This window comes from Streptomyces glaucus, from assembly GCF_039533365.1.
Lineage (GTDB): Bacteria > Actinomycetota > Actinomycetes > Streptomycetales > Streptomycetaceae > Streptomyces > Streptomyces glaucus.
Genome location: NZ_BAAATK010000044.1, coordinates 17,603 through 41,287, shown reverse-complemented (window position 1 = coordinate 41,287; position 23,685 = coordinate 17,603). Strand labels below are relative to the sequence as shown.

Here is a 23,685-nt window from a genome sequence, read left to right as displayed (position 1 = left end):
GCCGGTGGCCTCGCCGGGGCGGCGGGCCGGACTCGGGAGCGGCGCACGCCGTCCCGAGTGGCGGACGGCCGGCGTGGTACCCGGGACGGCAGCGCACCGGTGACACCGGCGACGGCGACACGCGTCGGCGACAGGAACGACAGGAACGACAGGGAGGACGGGTGCATGGAACGGGCGGCCGTGTTCGACGTCGACGGAACCCTCGTCGACACCAATCACCTCCACGTGCTGGCCTGGTGGGAGGCCTTCCGGCAGGCGGGCCACCGGGTGCCGATGCACGCCGTCCACCGGGCCGTGGGCCTGGCCTCCGCCGACCTCGTCGGCCATCTGCTCGGCGACGACCGGGACAAGGACCGCGACGCGGAGCTGAGCGCCGCGCACAAGGCGCTGTACGGGCAGTACTTCGACCGGCTGCCCGCGCTGCCCGACGCGGGGAACCTGCTGCGGCGCCTGCACCGCGCCGGCTGGAAGGTGGTGCTCGCCACCTCGGCGGGCGGCGCGGAACTGGACGCCCTGCGGCGCGCGCTCGACGCGGACGACGCGATCGACGCCACGGCGAGCGCCGACGACGTCGACACGGGCAAGCCCTCGCCCGAGCCGGTGGAGCACGCCCTGGAGCTGGCCGGGGTGCCCGCCGAGCGGGCGGTGTTCGTCGGCGACACCGTGTGGGACATGCGGGCCGGCCGCAGGGCCGGGGTGCGCTGCGTCGCCGTCCTGTGCGGCGGCATCCCGCGCGCCGACCTGGAGGAGGCGGGCGCGGACGCCGTCTACGACGACCCCGCCCACCTGCTGGCGTCCCTGGCGGACAGCCCCCTCGGGGACGGCTCCGCGGCGTGAGAGATCCGGTCACACGGATACCCACAGCGGATGACCCGTGTGACGGATGCGCTACGAGGAAGGGAACGCGTCGCCGACCCGGCGGACCGGGAGACCGGTCCGCCGGGCGCGCCGCGACGACGAGGCGACCGGGGAGGCCCCGGGACGCGGGCCGCGCGGGCCGTCGAGCGGGAGGCGCGCAGCGTCGGGCGGGCGGCCCGGGCCGCCTGGCGCGGGCCGGGCCGGGAGCGCGATCTGGTCGTGCAGTCGCTGAAGGCCGCCGCGGCGGCGCTGCTCGCCTGGCTGGTCGCGCGCGTGTGGCTGGGCGATCCGATGGCGCTCATGGCGCCCTGGGTGGCGCTGGTGCTGGTGCAGGCCACCGTCTACAGCTCGCTGCGGCGGGCCGCGCAGCAGTGCGCCGCGATCTGCGTGGGCACGCTGCTGGCGTCGGCGGCCCAGGCGGTCGCCGGTGACACGACGGCGGCCCTCGCCCTGTCCGTGCCGGTGCTGATGCTGCTCGCCAACTGGCCGCGCTTCGGCGACCAGGGCGTCTACGCGGCCACCACGGCGGTGTTCACTCTGGCCTCCGGGGCCGTCTCCGCGTCCGCGGTCGGCCACCGGGTGGGGCAGGCGGTGCTCGGCGCGGTGATCGGCGTCGCCGTCAACGCGCTCGTCCTGCCGCCGATCCACCTGCGGGACGTGCGGGAGAACCTGGCGGCGCTCGCCCGGGAGGCGGGTGACGTCCTGCACACCGTCGCCGCCGACCTGCGCGCGACCGAGTGGGACGCGCAGACCTCGGACGGCTGGTCGAGCGCCACGGCACGGCTGCAGCGCCGCCTCGACGCGCTGCGCTCGGCCCGCGCCTGGAGCCAGGAGAGCCTGCGGCTGACCTACCGCCCGCTGCGCGCCCTGCGCCGCGTGCCGCCCGCCGCGCCGCCCGAGGAGGAGGACGACCGGCTCGGCCGCGTCACCGGGCACCTCACGGCGCTGATCCACACCCTGGCGGTGGCGGCCGACGAGCGCCGGACGCCCGCCCCGCCCGAGGGCCCGGTGCTGGACGCGTACGCGCGCCTGCTGGAGCTGATCGGGGACGCCTGCCACGCGGAGAGCCGCCGGCTGCTGGACGGCCGCGCGGACGCGCACCCGGACGAGCGGACCGAGGAGGCGCTGGAGGACCTGCACGCACAGCTGCAGGAAGGGCTGCGGGAGCACGCCGAGCGGGGGCCCGCGCGGGCGACGGTCCTCGGCACGCTGCTGCTGCAGGCGGAGAACCTCTGGGCCGAGACGTTCCGGGCCCGTCACGACAGTGACTCGGATCACCCCGAGCGGCCGCGGCAGGGGGAACAGGCGCGGCCGGCCGGCCGTTGAACCAGCCGTGGGTACGGAGGGGACAGTGTCCCCGGGCCTCACCTTCCGCCCACAGGGACGATCGTTCGGCTGAAGCCCTGTGGAGCCTTTCGCCGCGAGGCGACCGCCCTCCGTGCCCACCCTCGACGCCCCGACCGTGATTCCCCCGTCCGGTCGGGGCTTTCTCCTTGCCTCCCGCGGGCGGCGCGCCTGCGGGAGCCGTCGGCGGAGCCGACGGGCGTGGCCCCGTTCGCCGTGCGGGAAGCGGCGGTGCGCGGGGAAGCGGTCCGCCGGGGGGACGGCGCGGGAAGCGGTGCGCGGGGAAGCGGCGCGGAGCCTTCGCCGGGTCCGTGCGCCCACCGGGCCGGTCCGTTCCCCCGCGGCCCTCCGCGTGCATCTCCCCCGGCCGGGGTACTCGGTCGGCCCGCCAGGGCAACCGGCCGAGAGGAGCGGAAGGTGAGCAGCGGAACGGGCAGCAAGGTCGTGGTCACGGGCGCCACCGGCAACGTGGGCACCAGCGTGGTGCGTCTCCTCTCGGAGGATCCCGCCGTCGGGTCCGTGCGGGGCCTGGCCCGGCGGATCCCCGCCTGGTCGCCGCCGAAGACGGACTGGTCCACCGTCGACCTGGCGTCCGAGCAGGCCGACCCGACCGGGGAGTTCACCGGGGCGGACGCCGTGATCCACCTGGCGTGGGCGTTCCAGCCGACGCACGACCCGGTGACGACCTGGCGCACCAACGTCCTCGGCTCCCTGCGCGTGTTCGAGGCGGTCGCCGCGGCCGGTGTGCCCACGCTGGTGCACGCCTCGTCGGTCGGCGCCTACTCGCCCGGGCCGAAGGGCCACGCGGTGGACGAGTCCTGGCCGACGCACGGCTGGCCGGACGCCGCGTACTGCCGGGAGAAGGCCTATCTGGAGCGTGCGCTGGACATCTTCGAGCACGAGCATCCCCAGGTCCGGGTGGTGCGGATGCGGCCCGCGTTCCTGTTCAAGCGGGAGTCGGCGAGCGAGCAGCGGCGGATCTTCGGCGGCCGGTTCCTGCCGGGCCCGCTGATCCGCCCCGAGCTGCTGCCCTTCCTGCCGGACGTCCCGGGGCTTCGGGCGCAGGTGCTGCACACCGACGACGCGGCCCGGGCCTTCCTGCTCGCGGTGGGCTCCGAGGCCCGCGGCCCCTTCAACCTGGCCGCCGAGCCGCCGGTCGACGCGCAGCTGCTGGGCGAGATGCTCGGCACCCGCACGGTGCGGCTGCCCCGCACCGCGGCCCGCTCGGCGATCGCCGCCGCGTGGGGCCTGCACCTGCTGCCCGCCTCGCCGCACCTCTTCGACGCGGTCCTGCGGCTGCCGCTGATGGACTGCACCCGCGCGCGGACGGAGCTGGGCTGGCGCCCGGAGCGTACGGCGACCGAGGTGCTGGAGGAGTTCCTGGCGGGACTGCGGGAGGGCGCGGGGGCGCGGACGGCGCCGCTGCACGCGGGCAAGGCCGGCTGACCACCGCGGCGTCCGTCTCGCGCCACCGCCCCGGCCGCTGCGGCCGGGGCGGTGGCGCGAGGGGGACGGACGGCGTCAGCCGGTCGACTCGTCCGGCACGGGGTGCTCCGGGTGCGCGGCGCCCGAGTGCGGGGCGCCCCGCCGGCCCGTGCCCGACTCGTCGGTGTCGGGCAGGCTCTCGTCCTGCTCCTCGGTGTCGTCCTGCGCGCGGGCGGGGGCGGCCTCCCACGGGTCCTCGCCGGCGTGCGCCTGCTGGTCCTGCATGTCCCGCGGAACGGGCCCGCCGCTCTCCCCCGGCCCTTCGAGTCGGTGGTCGGTCACGACGTACTCCCTTCACGTGCTTCGAAGGGTGGGGCGAGTACCTCCGCGGTGACCGGCGAAACCTCAGCGCGGCGCCCGCTCCCGCAGCGCGGTGCGCCAGGCGGGCACCGGGTACTCGGGGGCGGGCTCGGGGCGCCGGCCGCCGCGGGCGAAGAAGTCGGCGAGCGGCAGGATCGCCGCGCCGACGGTGACCGCGTCGGGGCCGAGCCGGCCCAGGTCGACGGTCACCTTCTCGGCGGGGTGGCGCAGCGCGTACGACATCGCGTGCCGGCGCACGGCGGGCAGGAAGCGGGCGCCGAGCTGGAGACCGGCCCAGCCGCCGATGAGGATGCGCTCGGGCTGGAAGAGGTTGATCAGGTCGGACAGTCCGGCGCCCAGGTACTCGGCGGTCTCCTCCAGCACGGCGAGCGCCACCTCGTCCGGGGTCCCGCCGTCCGGCGGGTAGGCGGCGGCGAGCATCGCGGTGAGCGCGGTCTCCTCGTCGGTGCCCTCCGGCGGACGCCCGCCCTCCTCGCGCCAGCGGGCGAGCAGCGACTCGGCGCCCGCGTACGCCTCCAGGCAGCCGAGCGCACCGCAGCGGCAGCGGCGCCCGCGGACCCGTACCGTCAGATGGCCCCATTCGACCGCCCGGCCGTGTTCCACCTCGGGCGTGACCAGGCAGGCGCCGACGCCGGAGCCGAACAGCACCACCAGGGCGTTGCGGGCGCCGCGTCCCGCGCCGAACCACATCTCGGCCTGGCCGAGGGTCTTGGCGCCGTTGTCGATGAGGTACGGGACCGTGTCGGGCAGCTGGGAACCGGAGCGGAGCAGCGCCTCCAGGGGCACCGCGTCCCAGCCGATGGTCTGCCCGTGCACGACGGCGCCGCGGTCCGGGGTGCGCTCGACGATGCCGGGCACGCCGACGCCGGCGCCGAGGAGCCGGTCCGGTGCGACGCCGGCGGCGGCGAGGACCTCCGCGATGCCGTCGCGGATGTGACCGACGATGACCCCGACGTCGTACCGCTGCTGGGCGAGCGGCCGCTCGGCGCGGGCGAGTTCGGTGAGGGTGAGGTCGAACAGCTCGATCCGCACCCGGGTCTCGCCGACGTCCACGCCGATCATGTGGCCGCTGCCGGGCGCCACGCGCAGCAGCGTGCGCGGGCGGCCCCCGTCGGAGTCGACGCTGCCGGCCTCCTCGACCAGCCCGTCGGCGATCAGATCGGCGACGACGTTGCTGACCGAACCGGAGCTGAGGCCGGTGGCCGGGCCGAGCTCGAAGCGGCTGAGGGGCCCGTCGAAGTAGAGCCGTTGCAGGACGACCGTACGGTTGGCCCGTCTGAGGTCGCGCACCGTGCGCCCGTTCCGCCCCGCCATATGGCTCCCTCCGAACCCTGTCCGACCTGCAACATACCTCTGCGGAGCGGTCCGGCGCGACTTTTCTCAACCTCTTAATTCATGCTGTGAACTAAGCGGGCCCCGGATCTCTCCAGCGCCGCCGCCAGGTGCGGGGCGCCCGTCCGCCGGGCCCGGCGCCCCTGCTCCTCGCCGCCGCCCGGCGGGGGCGTCCCGGCCGGCGCGGCCGAGGAGCGGGGCGCGGCGGAGGGCGGGCCGGACGCGGGCCGGACGCCGCGGGGACGTGCCGGGCCGTTCCCAGGGGTCCGTCACCGTGCGTCCGTCCCTCCCCCGCGTCAGCCGGCCGCGTACACGTCCTCGACGTACCGTCCGGCCGCGATCAGCCCGTCGAGCCACTCCTCGGCGGGCGCCTCGTCGGCGGCCGGGGTGTGCTTGCGGTACAGGGTACGGAACGCCTCCCGCACGCCCGGCGCCATGCGGGCGCCGTCGCCGCAGACGTGCACCCGGGCGCCCGCGGCCAGCAGGGCCCAGACCTCGTCCGCCTCGGCGGCGATCCGGTGCTGCACGAAGGTGAGACCGCGCTCGGGGGCGGCGCTGAAGACGGGGCGGAGCGAGACGGCCCCGGCGGCCTCGGCGGCGCGGAGCTCGTCGGCGTGCAGGAAGTCGGCGTCGGGTGCGTCGCAGCCGAAGTAGCAGACGGCGGGCGGAAGTTCGGCGCCCTCGGCGAGGGCCGCCGTGCGGTCGGCGATCGCGCCGCGGAAGGGAGCCAGGCCCGTGCCCGCGGCGATCATCACGACCGGGGCGGAGCCGTCGACGCGGAAGGCCTCCCGGCAGGGCTGGACGCGGGCGTACACCGTGTCGCCGGGCCGGACCGCGGCGAGGTGGCCGGATCCGGTGCCGCGGTAGGTGCCCCTGCCGGAGCGGGCCGGGACCTTCGGCAGGGAGACCATGAGGTCCGCGTGGCCGGGGTCGACGGCGGGCGAGGAGGAGATGGAGTAGAGGCGGGGGCGGATCGGGGTGAGCAGGTCGAGCAGGCGCGGCCAGTCCAGGGCGCCGCGCAGGGCGGGGTGGTCCTCGACGATCTCCACGAGGGTGCGCGGGTCGTCGGCGAGGGCCGCGAGCGCCGCCCGTTCGGGCGGGCACGGGTGGGCGGCGGCGAGCACGGCGAGCTGTCCGGCGCTCGGGCGTTCCTGCAGCTCGACGTGGTGCGTCAGCAGCCGGCGCACCGTCAGCGGCCGGTCCACCGCGAGGCCGGCGCGGCGCGGGCGGGTGGCGCGGATGTCCAGCACGGTGTCGAGGTCGACGCCGAACGCGGCGGCGGCGCGTTCGACGAGGCCGGGCGCGTTGACGGGCAGGACGGCGAGGTGGTCGGCGGTGCGGTAGGTGACGCCGTCCGGCAGGGCCAGGCGGACGAACCGCTTGCGGCGCGGGTGGCCGGGGGCGGTGAGGTCGTACGCCTCGGTCACCGTCATGGGCACCAGGCCGTGCCGCTCGGCGAGCGCGTCCAGCGGGCCGCCGGTCAGGGCGCGGACCTCGTACGCCGCGGCGGGGCCGCCGCCGGGCGCGGTGGCGTCCGGGTCGCCGTGGTGGTGCAGGAGGGCGGTGCGCAGCCGGGCGGCGAAGTCGCGGACGGCGCCGGCCAGGTCGCCGGAGGCGTCGGCGGCGGCGCGGTCGAGCAGCCGGGTGGCGCCGAGCTCGGCGAGGCGGTCGTCGATCCGGGCCGGGACGTGCTGGTAGGTGGCGGCCCAGTTGCGGTCGCCGACGCCGAGGACGGCGTACGTGACGCCCGTCAGGTCCGGTGCGCCCTCCAGCCAGGCGGCGAAGGCGGTGGCGTCGTCGGTGGGGCGGCCGTTGTAGGAGGCGGCCGTGATGACGACGGGCCGGTCGGTGGGCAGGTCCCCGGCGCAGGCGTCGAGGGGGGCCACCCGGGTCTCGCAGCCGAGCGCGGCGGCCTCGTCGGCGAGCTGGGCGGCGAACTCGCGGCAGGTGCCGTAGTTGCTGCCGTGCAGGAACAGGACGCCGGTGCCGGGGCGGACGCGGGCGGGCGGGGCGGCCGTGTCCGCGGCGGGCCGCGGGCCGGCGGCCGCGCCGGGCAGCGGGGAGTGGACGCGGTCGGCGGGGGTGCGCGGGGTGAGGGTCAGGGTGAAGCCGTCGGGTTTGAGGGTGAGGGTCTCCTTCACCGTGAGCCGGTAGCCGGCGTGGTCGTGCAGCCGGTAGCGGTGGACGAGCATCGCCAGCAGCATGGTCGCCTCGTGCAGCGCGAACTGCCGTCCGATGCAGGCCCGTTCGCCGGTGCCGAACGGCTTGAAGGCGTGCACCGGGCGCGCCGCCTCCGCCTCGGGGGCGAAGCGGGCGGGGTCGAACAGCTCGGGGTTGTCGCCCCAGACCGGCTGCCGGTGCAGCATCGGGGTCAGCACCACCACGCCCTGCCCGGCGCGCAGCGGGATCCGCCCGCCGAGCAGCGTGTCCTCGCGGGCCTGCCGGCTGAAGGCGGCGGCGGTCGGCCACAGCCGCAGCGCCTCGTTGAGCACCTGCCGGGTGTACGTGAGCCTGCCGATGTCCTCGTAGGTCGGCTCCGGGTCGGCCCGGTCGCCCCACAGCGCGTCCACCTCGCGCTGGACCAGCCGGAGCGCGGTCGGGTGCTTGACCAGGTGGTACAGCGCGAAGGACATCGCGCCGGAGGTCGTCTCGTGGCCGGCGATCAGGAAGGTGATGACCTGGTTGCGGATGTTGGCGGCGTCGAGTGCCGTGCCGTCGGCCGGGTGCCGGGCGGTGAGCATGAGGCCGAGCAGGTCCGTGGCGTCGCGCCGGCCGGTGCCGGTGCGGGAGGCGATCACGTCGTCGACGACCTGTGCAAGGTAGGCGGCGTCCGCCCGGAAGGCCGCGTCGGCCGCCGTGTGGTCCTCGCCCGGGGTGCGGGCGAGGCGGGTCATGCTCCACTCCAGGCAGCGGACCATCGCCTCGACGAAGGGGTGCGGCTCGTCCCGGGTGAAGGAGCCGAAGTCGTAGCCGAACCCGGCGAGTCCGATGGTGTCGAGGGTCATCCGGGTCATGTCGTCGGGGACGTCCACGGGCCGTCCGGCGCGGGCGGCGCGGTCCCAGCCGTCGATGAGCCGGCGGGCCACCTCCAGCATCACCGGGTGGTAGGTGCGCATCGAGCCCAGGGCGAAGGCGGGCATCAGGATGTCGTGCGCCCTGGCCCAGTTGGGCTCGTCGTTGTACGCGGTGAACAGGCCGTCGGCGGCGAACTCCCGGACGTTCTCCAGGGCGGGCCCGACGTGCTTGGCGAACCGCCGGTCGTCGGCGAGCTCGGTCACGAGGCCGAGGTCGGCGACGAACAGCGTGTCCCGGCCGTGCAGCCGCCGCACCAGCACCGGGCCGTGCTCCCGCATCAGGTTCATGGCCTGCTGGATCGGGGTGCGGCCGGGGCCGGTGGCGGAGACGTCGACGACGGGCACGCCGGAGCGGGCGGGTGCGGTCCGCGGGTGCGGCACGGTGGAGGACATGACGCGGCAACTGCCTTTCGCGATACGGATCTGCCGCGCTCCAGCGTGCTCCACGGGACCCCGCGGGCCACGCCGTCGCCCTACATGATTGTGTAGTACACGCAGGCGTGTCGCCCTTGCGTGTCGCGGCAGGTCGTGGCAGGAGGTGCAGGTGGACGCGGACCGGCTGGAGGCCGTGCGGTGGCGCAACCGCGCTCTGACGCTCTTCGACCGGGTCACGGTGCCGGTCGCGGTGTGCGACGTGCACGGGGCGGTCCTGCTGGCCAACCCGGCGATGGCGGCGGAGTGCGGCACCACGCCGGGGCGGCTGCGCGGCCGGGACGTGCTGGAGCTGTTCCGCCCGCGGGAGGCGACCCAGGTGGAGCGGATCGCCGAGGCGCTGCGGCTGCGGCACCGGTCGCGCTACCAGGTGGCCGTGCGCTGGGCGGCGCCCGGCGGCGGGCAGCGGTACGGGGAGCTGACGGCGGACCCGGTCAGCGACACCGTGGAGGACACGCCCGCGCTGCTGGTGATGTTGCGGGTGCTGGGCGGGCGCGAGCCGGGCGGGCGGGGACCGGCCGGGCGGGCGCCGGCGCGGGTCGCGCCGGTCGAGGCCCGCATCCTGGCGCTGCTCGCCGGGGGCGCCACCACGGCCCGCGCCGCCCGCGAGACCGGCCTCACCGCGGACGGGGTGACGTACCACCTGCGGCGCCTGTCGGCGCGCTGGGGCGCGGCCAACCGCACCGAGCTGGTCGCCCGCGCCTACGCGCTGGGCGTCCTCGCGCCGGGCGTGTGGCCGCCGGCGCCCGCGGGCGCGGAGTAGGCCGTGGCCGCTCTCCGGCGCGCCGGGCGGGCGGGGTCTTCGCCGCCTCCCCGAAAACCGCTGGCCTCCCCCACCACGGCTACGTACTCTAGGCGAAAACCTAGGGTCCCTAGGTTCCGATCTCCGGGAGGCCCGCATGAGACCACTCACCGAGCAGGACATCCGCGACTCGTTCATCAACTGCTCCAAGGGCGATGCCAAGCGTCTGGCCGTGCCCCGTGATCTCGCCGAGCGTCCCTGGGACGACCTGGACTTCCTCGGCTGGCGGGATCCCGGGGCGCCCGACCGCAGCTATCTGGTCGCCGAACGCCAGGGGCGTCCGGTCGGCGTGGCGCTGCGCTTCCAGCCCGCCCAGCGCGGCTTCCTGCACCGCAGCATGTGCGCGCTGTGCCTGACCACCCATCCGCGGGGCGGGGTGTCGCTGATGACCGCGCGCAAGGCGGGCCCGGCGGGCCGCGAGGGCAACTCGGTGGGCCTGTACATGTGCACCGACCTCGCCTGCTCCCTGTACGTGCGCGGCAGGAAGCTCCCGGAGACCGGGGTCCGGTACGAGGAGAGCCTGACCCTGGAGGAGCAGATCGCCCGCACCACGGGCAATCTGTCCGCCTTCCTCGACAAGCTGTACGCCTGACCGCGCGCCGGTCAGCGGTCCCGCAGGCGCGCCGCCTCCACCCGGTGCAGGTGGATCAGCGCGTCGTAGGTGCGGGCGAGCGCGATGTCGTACGGGCCGTCCGGGTAGCCGGTGCCTATGCTGCGGGTCTCCCGCGCCTGCCTCAGCCACGCGCGGGCCGGTGAGCCGACGGTCCTGAGGTCGACCAGGTAGTCGCGGTGGCGCACCCGGTCGAGGGTGTGCTCGTTGCTGCCCGGCCCGGCCGGCCCCAGGGTCCAGCGGCGGACGGCGCCGTCGGGGCCGGTGGCATTGAACGAGCCCCGGCCGAAGGTGACGCCGACGCCGACGTACCCGGCGCCGAGGCCGTCCCGCAGGAACTCGCCCTGCATCCTCGGGTAGCGGGCCGGGTCGCTCGACAGCAGGCCGATGTGGGCGTCGTGCGCGGACAGCAGCACCTTCGTGCCGGTGTGCCGCTGCCACCAGAGGACGTTGGCGGCCATCGCCTCGTCCCGGTAGCGCATCGCCTCCGCCGCCTGGGCCGGGTCGTCGAGGTCGAAGGCGTACTGCCGCGCGGTCCGGTCGATCGCGGTGGCGTGCTGCACGGCCCGGTCGTACGCCTCCCGGTCGCCGCGCGGCCCCTGCCGCTTCAGCAGCCGCAGGGCCTCGCCGGTGCGGTCCGCCCTCTCCTTGCGCTCGGCGTACGGCTTGTCCAGGTACTCCTCGATGTACCGCCCGGTCGCCGTGGTGGGCCGCAGCCCGCGGTACAGCTCGGCGAAGCGTGCGCTCAGCTCCGGGCGGGCGGCGGCCACGTACCGTGTGACCTCGTCGTACAGCTCGGGTCCGGTCCAGCCGGTGTCGTCGCCCATGAACCGGACGGGGTCCTCGGGGTGGCGGACGTTGTACGCCCGCATCCACTCGACGAGCCCGAGGTACTCGGCGTTGTTCCACCACAGGTAGTCGCGCTGGAACTCCTCGCTCATGATGCGCCGCGGGTCCCCCTTGCCGTGCACCACGTAGTCGTCGAGCCGCAGGCCGGTGCTCCAGGGCGCCTCCAGGGCGAAGGTGCGGAAGCCCTTCTCCTCGACGAGGTGGCGGAAGACGCGGTCCTTGAGGGCGAAGAAGTCGTGGGAGCCGTGGGTGGCCTCGCCCAGGCCGACCACGGAGGCGTCGCCGATCATCCGGTCCAGGGCGCGCAGGTCCCGGGTGCCGCCGCCGGGTTCGACGGTGCGCAGCGGGTGGGCGGCGCGGTCGAGCGCCTCGACGACCGCCGCCTCGGACGGAGCGGACGGGGCGGCCACGGCCCGGGGGCCGGGCGGGGCCGGCGGAGCGGCCACGGCCTGGGCGCCGGCCGTCACGGCGGTGAGGGTGACGAGCAGGGTCAGAGCGGTTCCGGTCCGGTGCTGTCGCATGGTTCCAGGCTGTCGACCGCGGCGGCCCGGGCGCCATGGTGCGGGCCGCCGTCCCCGGGTGCGGAGAACCACGGGTGGGCGGCGGGGGTTTCCCCCAGGGTGCGGTCCTGGCCGATTCGCTGCGGCGGTGGCGGCACGAGCGGGCGCGGCCGCCGGGTCCGCCGGCGGACCGGCTGTCCGGCCGGCCGGCCGGCGGGCCGGGGCCGCGCCGCCGCCGGCCGCCCCTCGGGGCGGCGAACGCCTGGTCCGGCCCGTCCGCCCGGCCGTCGTCCCGGGCCGCCGGATTCGGCGGCCGAGGCCGCGGGGCCCGGCCGCCCGCGCGGGGAGGACGGTTCCGGCTTCGTGCGTCCGGTTACCGTCCTGTCCGAATATGTTCGATACCCCGGGGGAAGGGGAACAGCCCGAGGATGCGAGAGGTACGTGAGTGGACGGAGTCGGCCGTACGGTACGTCAAGCGACGCCGGGACCCCGTCGTCGTGCAGGCGCTGCGATCGGCCGCCGCGGCGACGATCGCCTATGTCATCGCGCTGCGCCTGAGCCCGGAGTCCGCCCCCCTCACCGCGCCCCTGACCGCGCTGCTCGTCGTCCAGGTGACCCTGTACGCCACGCTCACCAACGGCATCCGCCGGGTGAACGCGGTCGTCACCGGGGTTCTCGTCGCCATCGCCTTCAGCCTGCTGGTGGGCCTGACCTGGTGGAGTCTCGCGCTGCTGATCGTGGCCTCCCTCTGGGTGGGCCACCTGGTGCGCGTCGACGAGTACGTGCCCGAGGTGGCGATCAGCGCGATGCTGGTGCTGGGCGTCACCTCCATCGGGGACACCGCGTGGGCCCGGATCCTGGAGACGCTGATCGGCGCGGTCGTGGGACTCGCCTTCAACCTGCTCCTCGCCCCGCCGGTGTGGGTGGAGCACGCGGGCGAGTCGATCGAGGGACTGGCCCGGCGGGTGCGGCAGCTGATGCTGCGCATGGGTGAGGAGGCCGCGGGCCGCACGCCCGTGCACCGCGCGGCGGCACGGCTGCACGAGGCCCGGCGCCTGGACCACGACATCGTCGAGGTGGACGCGGCCCTGCGGCAGGCCGAGGACAGTCTGCGGCTCAACCCCCGCGTCCGCGAGGGCCTGCTGCACCGGGTGGTGCTGCGCACCGGCCTGGACACGCTGGAGATCTGCACGGTGGTGCTGCGGGTGCTGGCGCGCACCTTCACCGACCTCGCCAAGGAGCGCGACCCGGAGCCGCTGTTCACGCCGGAGACGGGCGCCGCCGTGGAGCAGCTGCTGGCCGAGATCTCCGACGCCGTGGTCAGTTTCGCGGTGCTGGTCACCACCAGCGTCAGCGAGAACGCCGAGTCGGCCGAGGACCGGCTCGCCGCCGAGCTGCGGCAGGCCGCGGCCACCCGCGACAAGCTGGCCCAGCTGCTCCTGGACGACATACGGCGCGACGCCCGCCGGTGGCAGCTGCACGGGGCGGTCCTGACCGAGGTCAACCGCATCCTCGACGAACTCGACACCGAGCACCGCTCGCGCCGGCTGCTGGAGGAACTGGACCGGCACACCCGCGAGCAGCGGGAACGCCTGCCGCGGCTGACCAAGCTGCGGGAACGGGTACGGATTCCGCGGCCGGGACGGAACCGCGCCGCCGCCGCGCGCCGTTCCCCCTGACGGGCCGCCGGGACCGCCCGGCGGCCCCGGCCTGTCCGGCCCGCTCGGCGTGTTCCCCGCGGGCGGGGCGCGCCGCGCGGCGGCGGGCCGTCCGCCTCACCCGTCGCCGTCCGTGCGCTGCCGCTGGAGCGCACGGGGGCAGGAGGCGGCGCTCGCCCGCCCGAGCAGCACGTGCACGCGCTCGGTGAGCTGTGCGACGGTGTCGGCCGGCTGGTGGAACGGCAGCCGTACGTCGCCGTGGGTGCGGGCCCGCTCGATGCGCAGCGTCAGTCCGTGCCGGTCGACCGCGAGGGGCTGGACGCGGACCGCGCCGTGCAGGGCGGCGCGGTCGACGAGGCGGGTGAGCCGCTCGACGGCGTCGGGGTGGCGGTCGGCGAGGTGGGTCAGCAGTCCGGCCTCGGCCGCGGCCAGCGGGTCGGGCGCGGCGCCGGCGAACTCGTCGAGGCCGACGACCACGGCGCCGGACGGCTGCCGCAGCACCACCCGGGTGGCCCGGAAGGCGAGCCGGTCGTCCTCGGCGGCGAACCAGCCCGCGAGCCGGAGCCGGGCGCGGATCCGGTGGCGGACGGGGACGGGTGAGACGTCGGCGAACTCCAGCACGGCGGACGGCTCGCCGCGGGGCGCGCAGACGGCGGCCGCGAGCAGGGCGCTGTCCTCGGGCACGCGCAGGAGCACCCGGCCGTCCTCGGCCACGGTGTGCGCGCCGGCGAACTCCTCGCGGCAGCCCTCCGCCGTCACCGCGCAGGACCACGCGGTGGCGAGCACCGAACGGGCCCGCTCCGCCGCGGCAGGCGCGGCCGTCCAGGTGTGGCTGTCACCCATCCCATACCTCCCTTAGGTAAGCCTTGCCTAACCTAGCGGAGATCACGGCGTGCGCCAACCGGCCGCTGCGGTCTTCGCGGGGCCTTCCGGAACGCGAGGGCGCGCGAGGAGCCCCGCGCGGGAGGACGAGACCCCCGACGGGCCCCGCGGGCCCCCGGGTCCCGCCCGGACGACGGGAACACCCGGCGGGGTCCGGGCGCGCCGGGCACGGGACCGCGTGGCCGGGTCCGGACACGCCGGTCGCGGGCCTCGCCCCGGGCCGGGTCCGCGCCGGCCCGGGGCTCCGGTGTCAGACCTCGCCCCGGGCCAGCGCGAGCAGCCGGCCCAGGACGCGGGGGCCGTCGACCCGTACGCCGTCGTGCTCGTACTCGTCCGTCACCCAGGTGCGCAGCCCGCGGACGGCCCGCGCGGTGGCGAGCGAGTGGGCGGTGTCGACGAACATGTCGTCGTGGTAGACGGCCGCCGCGACCGGCACCTCGTTGGCGGCGAGGCGGGCCGGGTCGTACAGGGGCCGCCAGTCGGTGCGGGCCGCGAGCAGCTCCGCCGTCTCGCGCAGCGGGCGCAGCGCCGGGTCGCAGTCGAACAGCCAGGGGTGGACCGACTCGCCGGTGAACAGCAGCGGTTCGTCGCCCGCGAGGGCCTTGGCGGCGTCGAACTGCGGGAACTCGGACCGGACCCGCTCCGCCGACCAGGCCGTGGGCCGGGCGTCCTGGGCGTAGATCGCCTCGTGGACGAGCGCGTACAGCGGGTGGCCCGCGTACGACAGCAGGCCCTGGACCTGCTCCTGGAAGGCGTCGGCCAGCGCGAAGCCCTGCGGGGTGCGGACGAAGGCGTCCTCCAGCAGGTGGTGCAGGCGGTGGCTGCCGTCGCCGCTGCCCAGGAGGATGCCGAGGGACTGGAAGGCCTCGACGGTGAGCCGGTAGCCGCCGGGCAGGACCACCTCGTGGGTGAGGAGGTGGTCGGCGATGCGGCGGGCGCGCTCGACGTCCTGCGGGTAGCGGGCGTAGTGGGCGGCGACCTTGCGTTCGATGCGCGGGTAGGCGGCCCGGTAGACGTCGTCGGCGTGGGCGTCCAGGGCGGGCAGGCCGCCGGTGATCAGGGCGGTGGCGAGGCCCTCGGGGGCCAGGGACAGGTAGCTGACGGTGCAGAAGCCGCCGAAGCTCTGGCCGTGGACGGTCCAGGGGGCGCCGCCGGTGACCTGCGGGCGGATCGCCTCGCAGTCGCGGACGATGGCGTCGGCGCGGAAACGCGTGAGGTAGTCGGCCTGTTCGGCGGGACCGCCGCGCAGCGGGAGGGTCTGCCGGTTGGCGGGGGTGGAGGCGCCGGTGCCGCGCTGGTCGAGGAGCAGGACGCGGTACTCCTCCAGGGCGCGGCCGAGCCAGGCCTGCCGGCCGACGAAACGGGCGGCCCCGAAGCCGGGGCCGCCCGCGAGGTGGACCAGCCACGGCAGGTCCTGGTGCGTCTTGTCGCTCGCGACGACCTCGCGGGCGTAGAGCTCGATCGTCTCGCCCGCGGGGTCGTCGTGGTCGAGGGGCACGGTGAAGCGGTGGTCGGTGAGGACGACGCCGGGCTGGCGGTAGCTGACGGTCAACGGGGCTCCCGGGACGGACGGTTTTCAGGCCGTGTCCCAGTTCAGCACACCCTCGCCGGGGGCCGACCGCGCGGCGCACCCACGTGCCGGACGCCCGGTCAGCGGGCCGACAGGCTGGAGCGGCGCACCACCAGTTCGGGCTGGAGCACCACCCGCCGGTGCTCGTGGGTCCTCGCCCCGCTCCCCGCCTCGGTCTCCTCCAGCAGCAGCTCGGCGGCCAGGGCGCCCATGGTGACGGCGGGCTGCCGTACGGAGGTGAGCGGGACGGCCGCCGCGGCGGCGAACTCGATGTCGTCGTAGCCGACGATCGCGAGGTCGTCGGGGACGCCGACCCCGGCCGCGTACATGGCCTGCAGGACGCCGAGGGCGAGCAGGTCGTTGGCGCAGAAGACGGCGGTGGGACGGTCGGCGAGGCCGAGCAGACGGGCGCCCGCGTCCCGGCCTGCGGCCACGTCCAGCCGCTCGGTGGGCAGCTCGCGCAGCGCGTCGGGGCCGAGGCCGGCCTCGGCGAGCGCGTTCAGCGCGCCGGTGCGGCGGTCGCGGACCTGGTTGAGGCCGGGCGGCCCGCTGACGTAGGCGATGGAGCGGTGCCCGGCGTCGACGAGGTGGCGCACGGCCAGGGCGCCGCCCGCGACGTCGTCGACGGAGACCGAGCACCCGGCGGCGCCCTCGGCGACCCGGTCGACGAGGACGAAGGGGATGTTGTGCCGCCGGAACGTCTCGATGTTGCGCCCGGAGGCGTCGGCCGGGGTCAGCAGCACGCCCCGCACCCGCTGCTCGGCGAAGAGCGACAGGTACTCGGCCTCCTCGCCGGTGCTCTGGGCGCTGTTGCAGACCATCACGCCGAGTCCGGCCTGGCGCGCGGCCCGCTCGGCGCCGCGCGCCACGTCGACGAAGAAGGGGTTGCCCATGTCGAGGACGAGCAGTCCCATGATCCGGCTGCGGCCGGCGCGGAGCTGGCGCGCGGACTCGCTGCGGACGTAGCCGAGCCGGTCGATCGCGGACAGCACGCGCGCACGGGTCTCGGCGGCGACCGTGTCCGGACGGTTGATGACGTTCGACACGGTGCCGACGGAGACTCCGGCGGCGCGGGCGACGTCCTTGATACCCACCGACTGGGCCATCGGGCAGGGACCTCCAGGGCTTCACTGAGGGGCGGCGGGTGCGCCTTCACCTTACTCGCGCACCCGTTCGGCACGATCGCGGATCACGCGGGCAGCCGGAAGTCGACGACGCGCAGCGCCGAGGGCGTGGTTCCGCTGGACCTCTCCTGGTACAGGAACGACAGCACCCCGTCCTGCGCGACGCGCGTCTCGTCGACCACGACCTCGCCGAAGGCGTCGAGTCCGCCGCCGTCGAACAGGAGCTTCCAGTCGGTGTGCCCGGACGCCGCGGAGGCGCCGGCGATGCGGCCGAAGGGAAGGATCGCATACGCGTTGTCGTACCGGTCCAGGACCAGCTTGGTGCGCTGGCTGGAGTTCGGCGGGACGGGGATCTCGGTCTTCCGCCAGGTGCCGGAGGCGGTCCGGCGCAGGTGGAAGGCGCGGCCGTGCGCGGTGCGGTCGGCGACGTAGTCCGTGGTGCACCGGCCGAAGCGGCCGGGGACGTAGGAGATGATCGCGTGCGGGCGGCCGGCGGAGTCGGTGGCCTGGCTCTCCTGGTTCATCAGGGAGTGGTCCGGGTTCAGCGGGTCCACCACGAGGCCCGCGTCGGTGACGGAGACCCGGTCGGGTCCTCCGGTGGTGCCGACGACGGTGCCGGCGTGGTTGCGCCAGGTGCGTCCGCGGTCGTCGGAGTAGACGTAGCCGGTGTCGTGGTTGGTGATGCCGCCGCGGGAACACATCACGGCGGCGTTCTGCTCGCGCCAGGTGAAGAAGGCGTGCAGCCGGCCGCGGACGTCGTAGTCGATGCCGTGCAGGTACATGTTGCGGGCCGTGGAGGAGCCGTGCTCGCTGGTGTAGTTGCCGGTGGCGGACGTCCACTCCCCCAGTGCGGTCCACCGCGCGCCGTCGTACTCCGCGAGGGCGTTGCGGCCGTTGCCGGAGACGCCGGCGCGGTAGCTGAGCTGGAGCCGGCCCTCGGGGGTGGCGACGAACTGCGGGTAGGTGAACTGCGAGGTGAGCGTCAGCCCGTCGAGGGTGGACTGCGGGGCGCCGAAGCGGCTCGTGGTCCAGCTCAGGCCGGCGGGGTCGTCCAGGAGCCCGGCGACGGACTTGACGTAGGTGAAGCCGTCGCTGTGGGAGTCCATGTGCAGGTGGAGGCGGCCGTCGGTCCGGGAGACGCCCATGGAGACGACGTTGTGGGAGTCGTCGTAGCGCAGCGTGTGCCCGACCCGGACCGTCTGCCAGGTGCTCGCGCCGAGCGCGCGCCGGCCGACGACGGCGTTGCGGTCGGCGGTGTACCAGGCGGCGTACTGGTGGCCCCGGTAGGTCAGCAGGCCGTTCTTCTGGAAGGAGTTGTTGTTGACCAGGCCGTCGTACGACACGAAGTAGATCGCCCGGTCGTCCAGCAGGGTGGTGCCGGTCCGGGTGACCGACGGGCCGGGGGCGGCGGCGCGCGCCGTGCCCGGGGCCGCCAGCGCGGCCGTGGCGAGCACGGCGGTCGTCAGCACACTGCGTCGTCTCATGGGCGCGTCCTCCGGATCAGTCGAGGTGGAACACTTCGGTGAGCGGTTTCATCGCCTCGTCGGGGCGGGCGCCGTCGAGGGCCTCGAAGAAGGGCGCCATCTCCGCCTGCCAGCGGGCGTTGACCTCGGTGGCCTCCATCGCGGCCCGCGCGGCCTCGAAGTCCTCGGTCTCCAGGTAGCCGACGAGCAGGCCGTCGTCGCGCAGGAAGAGCGAGTAGTTGTGCCAGCCGGTGGCCGTCAGCGCCTCGCGCATCTCCGGCCACACGGCGGCGTGGCGTTCGCGGTACTCGGCGATCCGGTCCTCGCGGACCTTGAGCAGGAAACAGACGCGTTGCATGAAGTACCGCTCCCGGGTCAGAAGTCGAAGTCGTCGATGTTCTTCGCGTCGAAGACGGTCGGCTTGCCGAGGTTGATCACGCCGTCCTCGCCGATGGTGTACTCGCCCATGGCGCCGGCCCGGAAGGTCTCGCCCTCCTTGCCGGTGATCTGCCCCGAGGCCAGGGCGACGGCGGTGCGCCCGGCCAGTTCGCCGAGCCTGGCCGGGTCCCACAGCTCGAACGCCTCGACGGTGCCGTTCTTGACGTACTTGCGCATGTCGTTGGGGGTGCCGAGGCCGGTCAGCTTGACCTTGCCCTTGTACTTGGAGCCGGACAGGTACTGGGCGGCGGCCTTGATGCCGACGGTGGTCGGGGAGATGATCCCCTTCAGGTTCGGGTGCTCCTGGAGCAGGCCCTGGGTCTGCTGGAAGGACGTCTGCGCGTCGTCGTTGCCGTAGGCGATCTCGACGAGCTTCATGTCCTTGTACTTGGGGTCCTCGAGTTCCTTCTTCATGAACTCGATCCAGGTGTTCTGGTTGGTCGCGGTCTGCGCGGCGGACAGGATCGCGATCTCGCCCTTGTGACCGATCTGTTCGGCGAGCAGCTGCACCTCGGTGCGGCCCAGGTCCTCGGCGGAGGCCTGCGAGATGAAGGCGTTGCGGCACTCCGGCTTGGTGTCGGAGTCGTAGGTGACGACCTTGATGCCGTTGTTCATGGCCTGCTTGAGCGCGGTGCACAGGGCGCCGGGGTCCTGGGCGGAGACGGCCATCGCGTCGACCTGCTGCTGGGTGAGCGTGTTGACGTAGGAGACCTGGCCGGAGGTGTCGGTGGCGCTGGACGGGCCGACCTCCTTGTAGGTGGAGCCCAGCTCCTTCACGGCCTTCTCGCCGCCCTGGCCGGCGGTGGTGAAGTAGGGGTTGTTGACCTGCTTGGGCAGGAAGCCGACGGTCAGGCCCTTCTTGGTGGCCGCGTTCGGGTCGGCCTTGCCGGCGGTGGCGGCGGCGCCGCCCTCGTTCTTCACGTCCTCCTTGGTGGTGCCGCCGCAGGCGGTGGCGGCCAGGGCGAGGGAGGTGACGGCGGCGAGGGCCGCGCAGGTGCGGCGGAGGGGCGGCTTGCGCATGGCGGTTCCTTACGAGGGTGGGAGCGGGCTTACGAGGTCGGCGTAGGTGCCTTGGACACCGGCGCTGAGGCGGCTCGGCGCCCGGCCCTCGCGGCGGAGACCTGCCGTGCGACCCGGGGGCCGAGCACGGACAGGACGAGCAGGACGCCGGTGACGACGATCTGCGACTGGGCGGAGACGTCCTGCAGGCTCATCACGTTCTGCAGCGCGCCGAGCAGGAAGACGCCCGCGATCGCGCCGCCGAGCGTGCCCTTGCCGCCGTCGAAGTCGATGCCGCCGAGCAGCACCGCGGCGACGACGGACAGTTCGAGGCCGGTGGCGTTGTCGTAGCGGGCGCTGGCGTAGTGCAGGGCCCAGAAGACGCCGGTGAGGGAGGCCATCAGGCCGGTCGCGGTGAACAGGATCAGCTTCTGCCGCCGGACGCGGACGCCGGCGAACCGGGCGGCCTCCTCGCCGGCGCCGATCGCGAACAGCGACCGCCCGAACGGGGTGGCGTGCAGGGCGACCACGGCGACGGCGAGCAGGGCCAGGAAGGGCAGCAGGGCGTAGGGGACGAAGGTGTCGCCGATGCGTCCGGCCGCGAAGTCCAGGTACGGGGCGGGGAAGTCGGTCACCGCGTCGGAGCCGAGCACGATCTGCGCGATGCCCCGGTAGGCGGCGAGGGTGCCGATGGTGACGGCGAGCGAGGGCAGCCCGAGCCTGGTCACCAGCAGGCCGTTGACCAGGCCGCAGACCACGCCGAGCAGCAGGCAGACCGGGATGATCGCCTCGATGGCCATGCCCTGGTTCCACAGGGCGCCCATCACCGCGCCGGACAGGCCGGCCGTCGAGGCGACCGAGAGGTCGATCTCCCCGCAGACCACGAGCATCGTCATCGGCAGGGCGATGAGCGCGATCGGCAGGGTGTTGCCGATCAGGAACGACAGGTTCAGCGCGTTGCCGAAGCCGTCGACGAAGCCGAAGGAGAGCAGCAGGACGACGACGAGGAGGGCGCCGACGACCGTGTCCCAGCGGACGGCGCGCATGACGGACTCAGGCATGGCGGGCGTTCCTCTTCTTCAGGGCGGAGGCCACGCGCAGCGCGACGACCCGGTCGACCGCGATGGCGCAGATGAGCAGGATGCCGTTGATGGCCAGCACCCACACGGAGCTGACGCCGAGGGCGGGCAGCACGCTGTTGACGGAGGTCAGCAGCAGCGCGCCGAGGGCCGCGCCGTAGACGCTGCCGGAGCCGCCGGTGAAGACCACGCCGCCGACCACGACCGCGCTGACGACGGTGAGTTCGTAGCCGTTGCCGGTGCCGGAGTCCACGTTGCCGAACCGGGCCAGGTACAGCGCGCCCGCGAGTCCGGCGAGCGCCCCGCAGAAGGTGTACGCGGCGAGGATCCGCTTGCGCACCGGGATGCCGGCGAGGCGGGCGGCCTCGGGGTTGGAGCCGAGCGCGTACAGCTCGCGTCCGCTGCCGAAGTGCTTGAGGTAGTAGGCCGTGGCCACCAGCACGGCGAGCGCGATCAGCGCCAGGTACGGCACGGCCCGGACGCCGCCGGAGCCGAAGTCGACGAAGGAGCCGGGCAGGTCGGCCGCGGTGATCTGGCGGGAGCCGACCCAGATGGAGTCGATGCCGCGGATGATGTAGAGCGTGCCGAGGGTGACCACCAGCGCGGGCACCTGGCCGAGGCTGACCAGCAGGCCGTTGAGCAGGCCGAAGCCGACCCCCGTCAGGACCGCCAGCAGCACGGCCGGCACGGAGTCCCCGCCGCCCTGGAGGTAGGTGCCGGCGGCGAAGGCGCTGATGCCGAGGACGGAGCCGACCGACAGGTCCACGTTGCGGGTGATGACGACCAGGGACTGGCCGGTGGCGACCAGCACCAGGATGGTCGCGTTCAGCAGCAGGTCCTTGATGCCCTGTTCGGACAGGAACTCGCTGTTGCCCAGCTGGGTGACGACGATCATCACCAGGAGGACGGCGAGGATGGCCAGTTCGCGCATCCTGAAGACGCGGTCGACCAGCCGGGTGCCGCTGGACCGGGGCACGTCGGTGACGGGGGTGCGGTCCGGAGCGGTGACCGTCATGCCGTCCTCCTTTCGTTCGCTTCCGCGCCCGCGCGGCGCGCGGGCGCGGGCATCGTGCTCGTCCGCGGCCCGGCGGCCGCGCGTGCTCCCCCGCCGCCCGGCGGGCGTGGGCGGTGTCTCCGGCTCACGCGGCCCTCCCGGTGGCCGCGGCCATCACGGTCTCCTCGGTGGCCTCGGAGCGCGGGATCTCGGCGGTCAGCCGGCCCTCGTGCATCACCAGCACGCGGTCGGCCATGCCGAGGATCTCCGGCAGGTCGGAGGAGATCATCAGGACGGCCACGCCGTCGGCGGCCAGCTCGCTCAGCAGCCGGTGCACCTCGGCCTTGGTGCCGACGTCGATGCCGCGGGTCGGCTCGTCCACGATCAGCACCTTGGGGCCGGTGGCGAGCCATTTGGCGAGGACGACCTTCTGCTGGTTGCCGCCGGACAGGGTGGAGACGGCGTCGGCGATCCGGGCGTACTTCACCTGGAGCCGTACCGCCCAGTCCAGGGAGCGGCTGCGTTCGGCGCGCCGGTCCATCAGCCCGGCTCTCACGGTGGTGCGCAGGCCGGTGAGGCCGATGTTCCGCTCGATGGACATGTCCATCACCAGGCCCTGGGCGCGCCGGTCCTCCGGGACGAGGGCGAGTCCGGCGGCCATCGCGGTGGAGGGGGCGCCGTTGGTGAGGCGGCGCCCGTCGACCTCGACCTCGCCGGCGTCCCAGCGGTCGATGCCGAACACGGCCCGGGCGACCTCCGTGCGTCCGGCGCCGACGAGTCCGGCGAGGCCGACGATCTCACCGCGCCGCACCTCGAAGGAGATGTCGGTGAAGGCGCCCTCGCGGGTCAGCCGGCGCACGCTGAGCGCGACCTCGCCGGGGCTCACCGCCTGCTTGGGGTACAGCTCGTCGAGGTCGCGGCCGACCATGCGGCGGACCAGGTCGTCCTCGGTCATGCCCGCCAGCGGCTCGCTGGCGATCCAGGCGCCGTCGCGCAGGGTGGTCACCCGCCGGCAGATCTGGAAGATCTCCTCCAGCCGGTGCGAGATGAACAGCACCGCGGCGCCCTGCTCGCGCAGGGTGCGCACGACGCCGAAGAGACGGGCGACCTCGCTGCCGGTGAGGGCGGCGGTCGGCTCGTCCATGATCAGGACGCGGGCGTCGAAGGAGAGCGCCTTGGCGATCTCGACGATCTGCTGGTCGGCGATGGACAGGCCGCGGGCGGGCCGGTCGGGGTCGAGGTCGACGCCGAGCCGCCGCATCAGGGCGACCGTCGCGGCGTGCGTGGCCTTGTGGTCGATGCGGCCGAGGGTGCGCCTGGGCCGGCGGCCCATGAAGATGTTCTCGGCGATCGACAGGTCGGGGAAGAGGGTCGGCTCCTGGTAGATCACGGCGATGCCGGCGTCGCGGGCGTCGCCGGGGCCGGAGAAGACGACCGGCTCACCGTCGAGCAGCACCTGGCCGGCGTCCGGCCGGTGCACCCCGGCGAGCGTCTTGATGAGGGTCGACTTGCCCGCGCCGTTCTCCCCGGCGAGGGCGTGCACCTCCCCGGGGAACAGCTCCAGGGAGACGTCCCGCAGGGCGCGGACCGCGCCGAAGGACTTGGAGATGTCCCTGAGCGCCAGGACCGGGGCCGGACCCGTGGTGGACGGGTGGGTCATGGGGGGCTCCTCGACGACGCCGGCGGGACGGCCCTCACGGCGTCGTGAAAGGTTTCAACTTGGTTGCCGGGACGTTAGGCATGCGGCCCATGTCACGTCAATGGGTCGGTATCGAAAAACTTTCGATGCCCGAAGGTCACGCGCAGGTCACGAGGAAGCGGCTCGGTCACAGGGGTTGACACCCCTGCGGGGGGCTCATAGCTTCGGCCCT

19 protein-coding genes are annotated in these 23,685 nt (G+C 74.8%); 6 read left to right on the top strand and 13 right to left on the bottom strand.

Annotation, left to right across the window (positions count from 1 at the left end):
- Positions 1–165: 165 nt before the first annotated feature.
- The 3 genes from ABD363_RS25790 (at position 166) to ABD363_RS25780 (ending at position 3,648) form a co-directional block, all read left to right on the top strand.
- Positions 166–837 (top strand): HAD family hydrolase, encoded by a 672-nt coding sequence (locus ABD363_RS25790; RefSeq protein WP_344607665.1) that lies wholly within the window; start codon positions 166–168, stop codon positions 835–837.
- 30 nt (positions 838–867) lie between these two features.
- On the top strand, positions 868–2,184 hold the full coding sequence (locus ABD363_RS25785; protein WP_344607663.1) for an aromatic acid exporter family protein: 1,317 nt from the start codon (positions 868–870) through the stop codon (positions 2,182–2,184).
- A 435-nt stretch (positions 2,185–2,619) separates the two neighbouring features.
- Positions 2,620–3,648: an SDR family oxidoreductase gene (locus ABD363_RS25780; RefSeq protein ID WP_344607661.1), complete on the top strand. Its 1,029-nt coding sequence runs from the start codon at positions 2,620–2,622 to the stop codon at positions 3,646–3,648.
- A 75-nt stretch (positions 3,649–3,723) separates the two neighbouring features.
- Here ABD363_RS25780 and ABD363_RS25775 read toward each other — a convergent pair whose 3' ends face one another.
- The 3 genes from ABD363_RS25775 to ABD363_RS25765 all read right to left on the bottom strand — a co-directional run bounded on the left by ABD363_RS25775 (position 3,724) and on the right by ABD363_RS25765 (position 8,807).
- Positions 3,724–3,969 (bottom strand): hypothetical protein, encoded by a 246-nt coding sequence (locus tag ABD363_RS25775; protein WP_344607659.1) that lies wholly within the window; start codon positions 3,967–3,969, stop codon positions 3,724–3,726.
- 63 nt (positions 3,970–4,032) lie between these two features.
- Positions 4,033–5,322, bottom strand: a complete 1,290-nt coding sequence (locus ABD363_RS25770) for an ROK family transcriptional regulator (protein ID WP_344607657.1) — start codon at positions 5,320–5,322, stop codon at positions 4,033–4,035.
- A gap of 314 nt (positions 5,323–5,636) precedes the next feature.
- On the bottom strand, positions 5,637–8,807 hold the full coding sequence (locus ABD363_RS25765) for a cytochrome P450 (protein WP_344607655.1): 3,171 nt from the start codon (positions 8,805–8,807) through the stop codon (positions 5,637–5,639).
- A 151-nt stretch (positions 8,808–8,958) separates the two neighbouring features.
- Here ABD363_RS25765 and ABD363_RS25760 point away from each other — a divergent pair, with 151 nt between their 5' ends.
- Entirely contained in the window at positions 8,959–9,609 is a 651-nt protein-coding gene (locus ABD363_RS25760) for a PAS domain S-box protein (RefSeq protein ID WP_344607653.1), read from the top strand.
- 136 nt (positions 9,610–9,745) lie between these two features.
- On the top strand, positions 9,746–10,240 hold the full coding sequence (locus ABD363_RS25755) for an FBP domain-containing protein (protein WP_344607651.1): 495 nt from the start codon (positions 9,746–9,748) through the stop codon (positions 10,238–10,240).
- An 11-nt stretch (positions 10,241–10,251) separates the two neighbouring features.
- Here ABD363_RS25755 and ABD363_RS25750 read toward each other — a convergent pair whose 3' ends face one another.
- Positions 10,252–11,628, bottom strand: a complete 1,377-nt coding sequence (locus ABD363_RS25750; protein ID WP_344607649.1) for an erythromycin esterase family protein — start codon at positions 11,626–11,628, stop codon at positions 10,252–10,254.
- 407 nt (positions 11,629–12,035) lie between these two features.
- On the opposite strand from ABD363_RS25750, the gene ABD363_RS25745 reads away from it, so the two are divergent.
- Complete coding sequence (locus ABD363_RS25745; RefSeq protein ID WP_344607647.1) at positions 12,036–13,286, top strand: FUSC family protein; 1,251 nt, start codon at positions 12,036–12,038, stop codon at positions 13,284–13,286.
- Positions 13,287–13,382: 96 nt separating this feature from the next.
- On the opposite strand, the gene ABD363_RS25740 is transcribed toward ABD363_RS25745, so the two are convergent.
- The 9 genes from ABD363_RS25740 to ABD363_RS25700 all read right to left on the bottom strand — a co-directional run bounded on the left by ABD363_RS25740 (position 13,383) and on the right by ABD363_RS25700 (position 23,474).
- The gene (locus ABD363_RS25740) at positions 13,383–14,108 is read right to left on the bottom strand and encodes a DUF2470 domain-containing protein (RefSeq protein ID WP_344607645.1); all 726 of its coding nucleotides are present in this window, start codon (positions 14,106–14,108) and stop codon (positions 13,383–13,385) included.
- Between the two features lie 289 nt (positions 14,109–14,397).
- Complete coding sequence (locus ABD363_RS25735; RefSeq protein ID WP_344607643.1) at positions 14,398–15,699, bottom strand: alpha/beta fold hydrolase; 1,302 nt, start codon at positions 15,697–15,699, stop codon at positions 14,398–14,400.
- A 98-nt stretch (positions 15,700–15,797) separates the two neighbouring features.
- Complete coding sequence (locus ABD363_RS25730) at positions 15,798–16,823, bottom strand: LacI family DNA-binding transcriptional regulator (protein WP_344607641.1); 1,026 nt, start codon at positions 16,821–16,823, stop codon at positions 15,798–15,800.
- 83 nt (positions 16,824–16,906) lie between these two features.
- Positions 16,907–18,325 carry a BNR repeat-containing protein gene (locus ABD363_RS25725; RefSeq protein WP_344607639.1) on the bottom strand — a complete coding sequence of 473 codons (1,419 nt, stop codon included), beginning with the start codon at positions 18,323–18,325 and terminating at the stop codon, positions 16,907–16,909.
- Positions 18,326–18,341: 16 nt separating this feature from the next.
- A complete protein-coding gene (locus tag ABD363_RS25720) occupies positions 18,342–18,662 on the bottom strand; it encodes an L-rhamnose mutarotase (protein WP_344607637.1) in 321 nt (106 codons plus the stop codon).
- A 17-nt stretch (positions 18,663–18,679) separates the two neighbouring features.
- Positions 18,680–19,762 (bottom strand): rhamnose ABC transporter substrate-binding protein, encoded by a 1,083-nt coding sequence (rhaS, locus tag ABD363_RS25715; RefSeq protein ID WP_344607635.1) that lies wholly within the window; start codon positions 19,760–19,762, stop codon positions 18,680–18,682.
- 29 nt (positions 19,763–19,791) lie between these two features.
- Positions 19,792–20,802: an ABC transporter permease gene (locus ABD363_RS25710; RefSeq protein ID WP_344607633.1), complete on the bottom strand. Its 1,011-nt coding sequence runs from the start codon at positions 20,800–20,802 to the stop codon at positions 19,792–19,794.
- Positions 20,795–21,835 (bottom strand): ABC transporter permease, encoded by a 1,041-nt coding sequence (locus ABD363_RS25705; protein ID WP_344607631.1) that lies wholly within the window; start codon positions 21,833–21,835, stop codon positions 20,795–20,797. Before ABD363_RS25705 ends, ABD363_RS25710 begins: the two co-directional genes overlap by 8 nt.
- A gap of 124 nt (positions 21,836–21,959) precedes the next feature.
- Complete coding sequence (locus ABD363_RS25700; RefSeq protein ID WP_344607629.1) at positions 21,960–23,474, bottom strand: sugar ABC transporter ATP-binding protein; 1,515 nt, start codon at positions 23,472–23,474, stop codon at positions 21,960–21,962.
- Positions 23,475–23,685 lie beyond the last annotated feature (211 nt).

Excerpts from the sequence above, each read along its gene's own strand:
- ABD363_RS25750 (WP_344607649.1), bottom strand. The coding sequence starts at position 11,628 with ATGCGACAGCACCGGACCGGAACCGCTCTGACCCTGCTCGTCACCCTC.
- ABD363_RS25710 (WP_344607633.1), bottom strand. The coding sequence starts at position 20,802 with ATGCCTGAGTCCGTCATGCGCGCCGTCCGCTGGGACACGGTCGTCGGC.
- ABD363_RS25755 (WP_344607651.1), top strand. The coding sequence starts at position 9,746 with ATGAGACCACTCACCGAGCAGGACATCCGCGACTCGTTCATCAACTGC.
- ABD363_RS25730 (WP_344607641.1), bottom strand. The coding sequence starts at position 16,823 with ATGGCCCAGTCGGTGGGTATCAAGGACGTCGCCCGCGCCGCCGGAGTC.
- ABD363_RS25765 (WP_344607655.1), bottom strand. The coding sequence starts at position 8,807 with ATGTCCTCCACCGTGCCGCACCCGCGGACCGCACCCGCCCGCTCCGGC.
- rhaS (WP_344607635.1), bottom strand. The coding sequence starts at position 19,762 with ATGCGCAAGCCGCCCCTCCGCCGCACCTGCGCGGCCCTCGCCGCCGTC.
- ABD363_RS25740 (WP_344607645.1), bottom strand. The coding sequence starts at position 14,108 with ATGGGTGACAGCCACACCTGGACGGCCGCGCCTGCCGCGGCGGAGCGG.
- ABD363_RS25700 (WP_344607629.1), bottom strand. The coding sequence starts at position 23,474 with ATGACCCACCCGTCCACCACGGGTCCGGCCCCGGTCCTGGCGCTCAGG.
- ABD363_RS25720 (WP_344607637.1), bottom strand. The coding sequence starts at position 18,662 with ATGCAACGCGTCTGTTTCCTGCTCAAGGTCCGCGAGGACCGGATCGCC.
- ABD363_RS25785 (WP_344607663.1), top strand. The coding sequence starts at position 868 with ATGACCCGTGTGACGGATGCGCTACGAGGAAGGGAACGCGTCGCCGAC.
- ABD363_RS25705 (WP_344607631.1), bottom strand. The coding sequence starts at position 21,835 with ATGACGGTCACCGCTCCGGACCGCACCCCCGTCACCGACGTGCCCCGG.
- ABD363_RS25725 (WP_344607639.1), bottom strand. The coding sequence starts at position 18,325 with ATGAGACGACGCAGTGTGCTGACGACCGCCGTGCTCGCCACGGCCGCG.
- ABD363_RS25770 (WP_344607657.1), bottom strand. The coding sequence starts at position 5,322 with ATGGCGGGGCGGAACGGGCGCACGGTGCGCGACCTCAGACGGGCCAAC.
- ABD363_RS25745 (WP_344607647.1), top strand. The coding sequence starts at position 12,036 with ATGCGAGAGGTACGTGAGTGGACGGAGTCGGCCGTACGGTACGTCAAG.
- ABD363_RS25790 (WP_344607665.1), top strand. The coding sequence starts at position 166 with ATGGAACGGGCGGCCGTGTTCGACGTCGACGGAACCCTCGTCGACACC.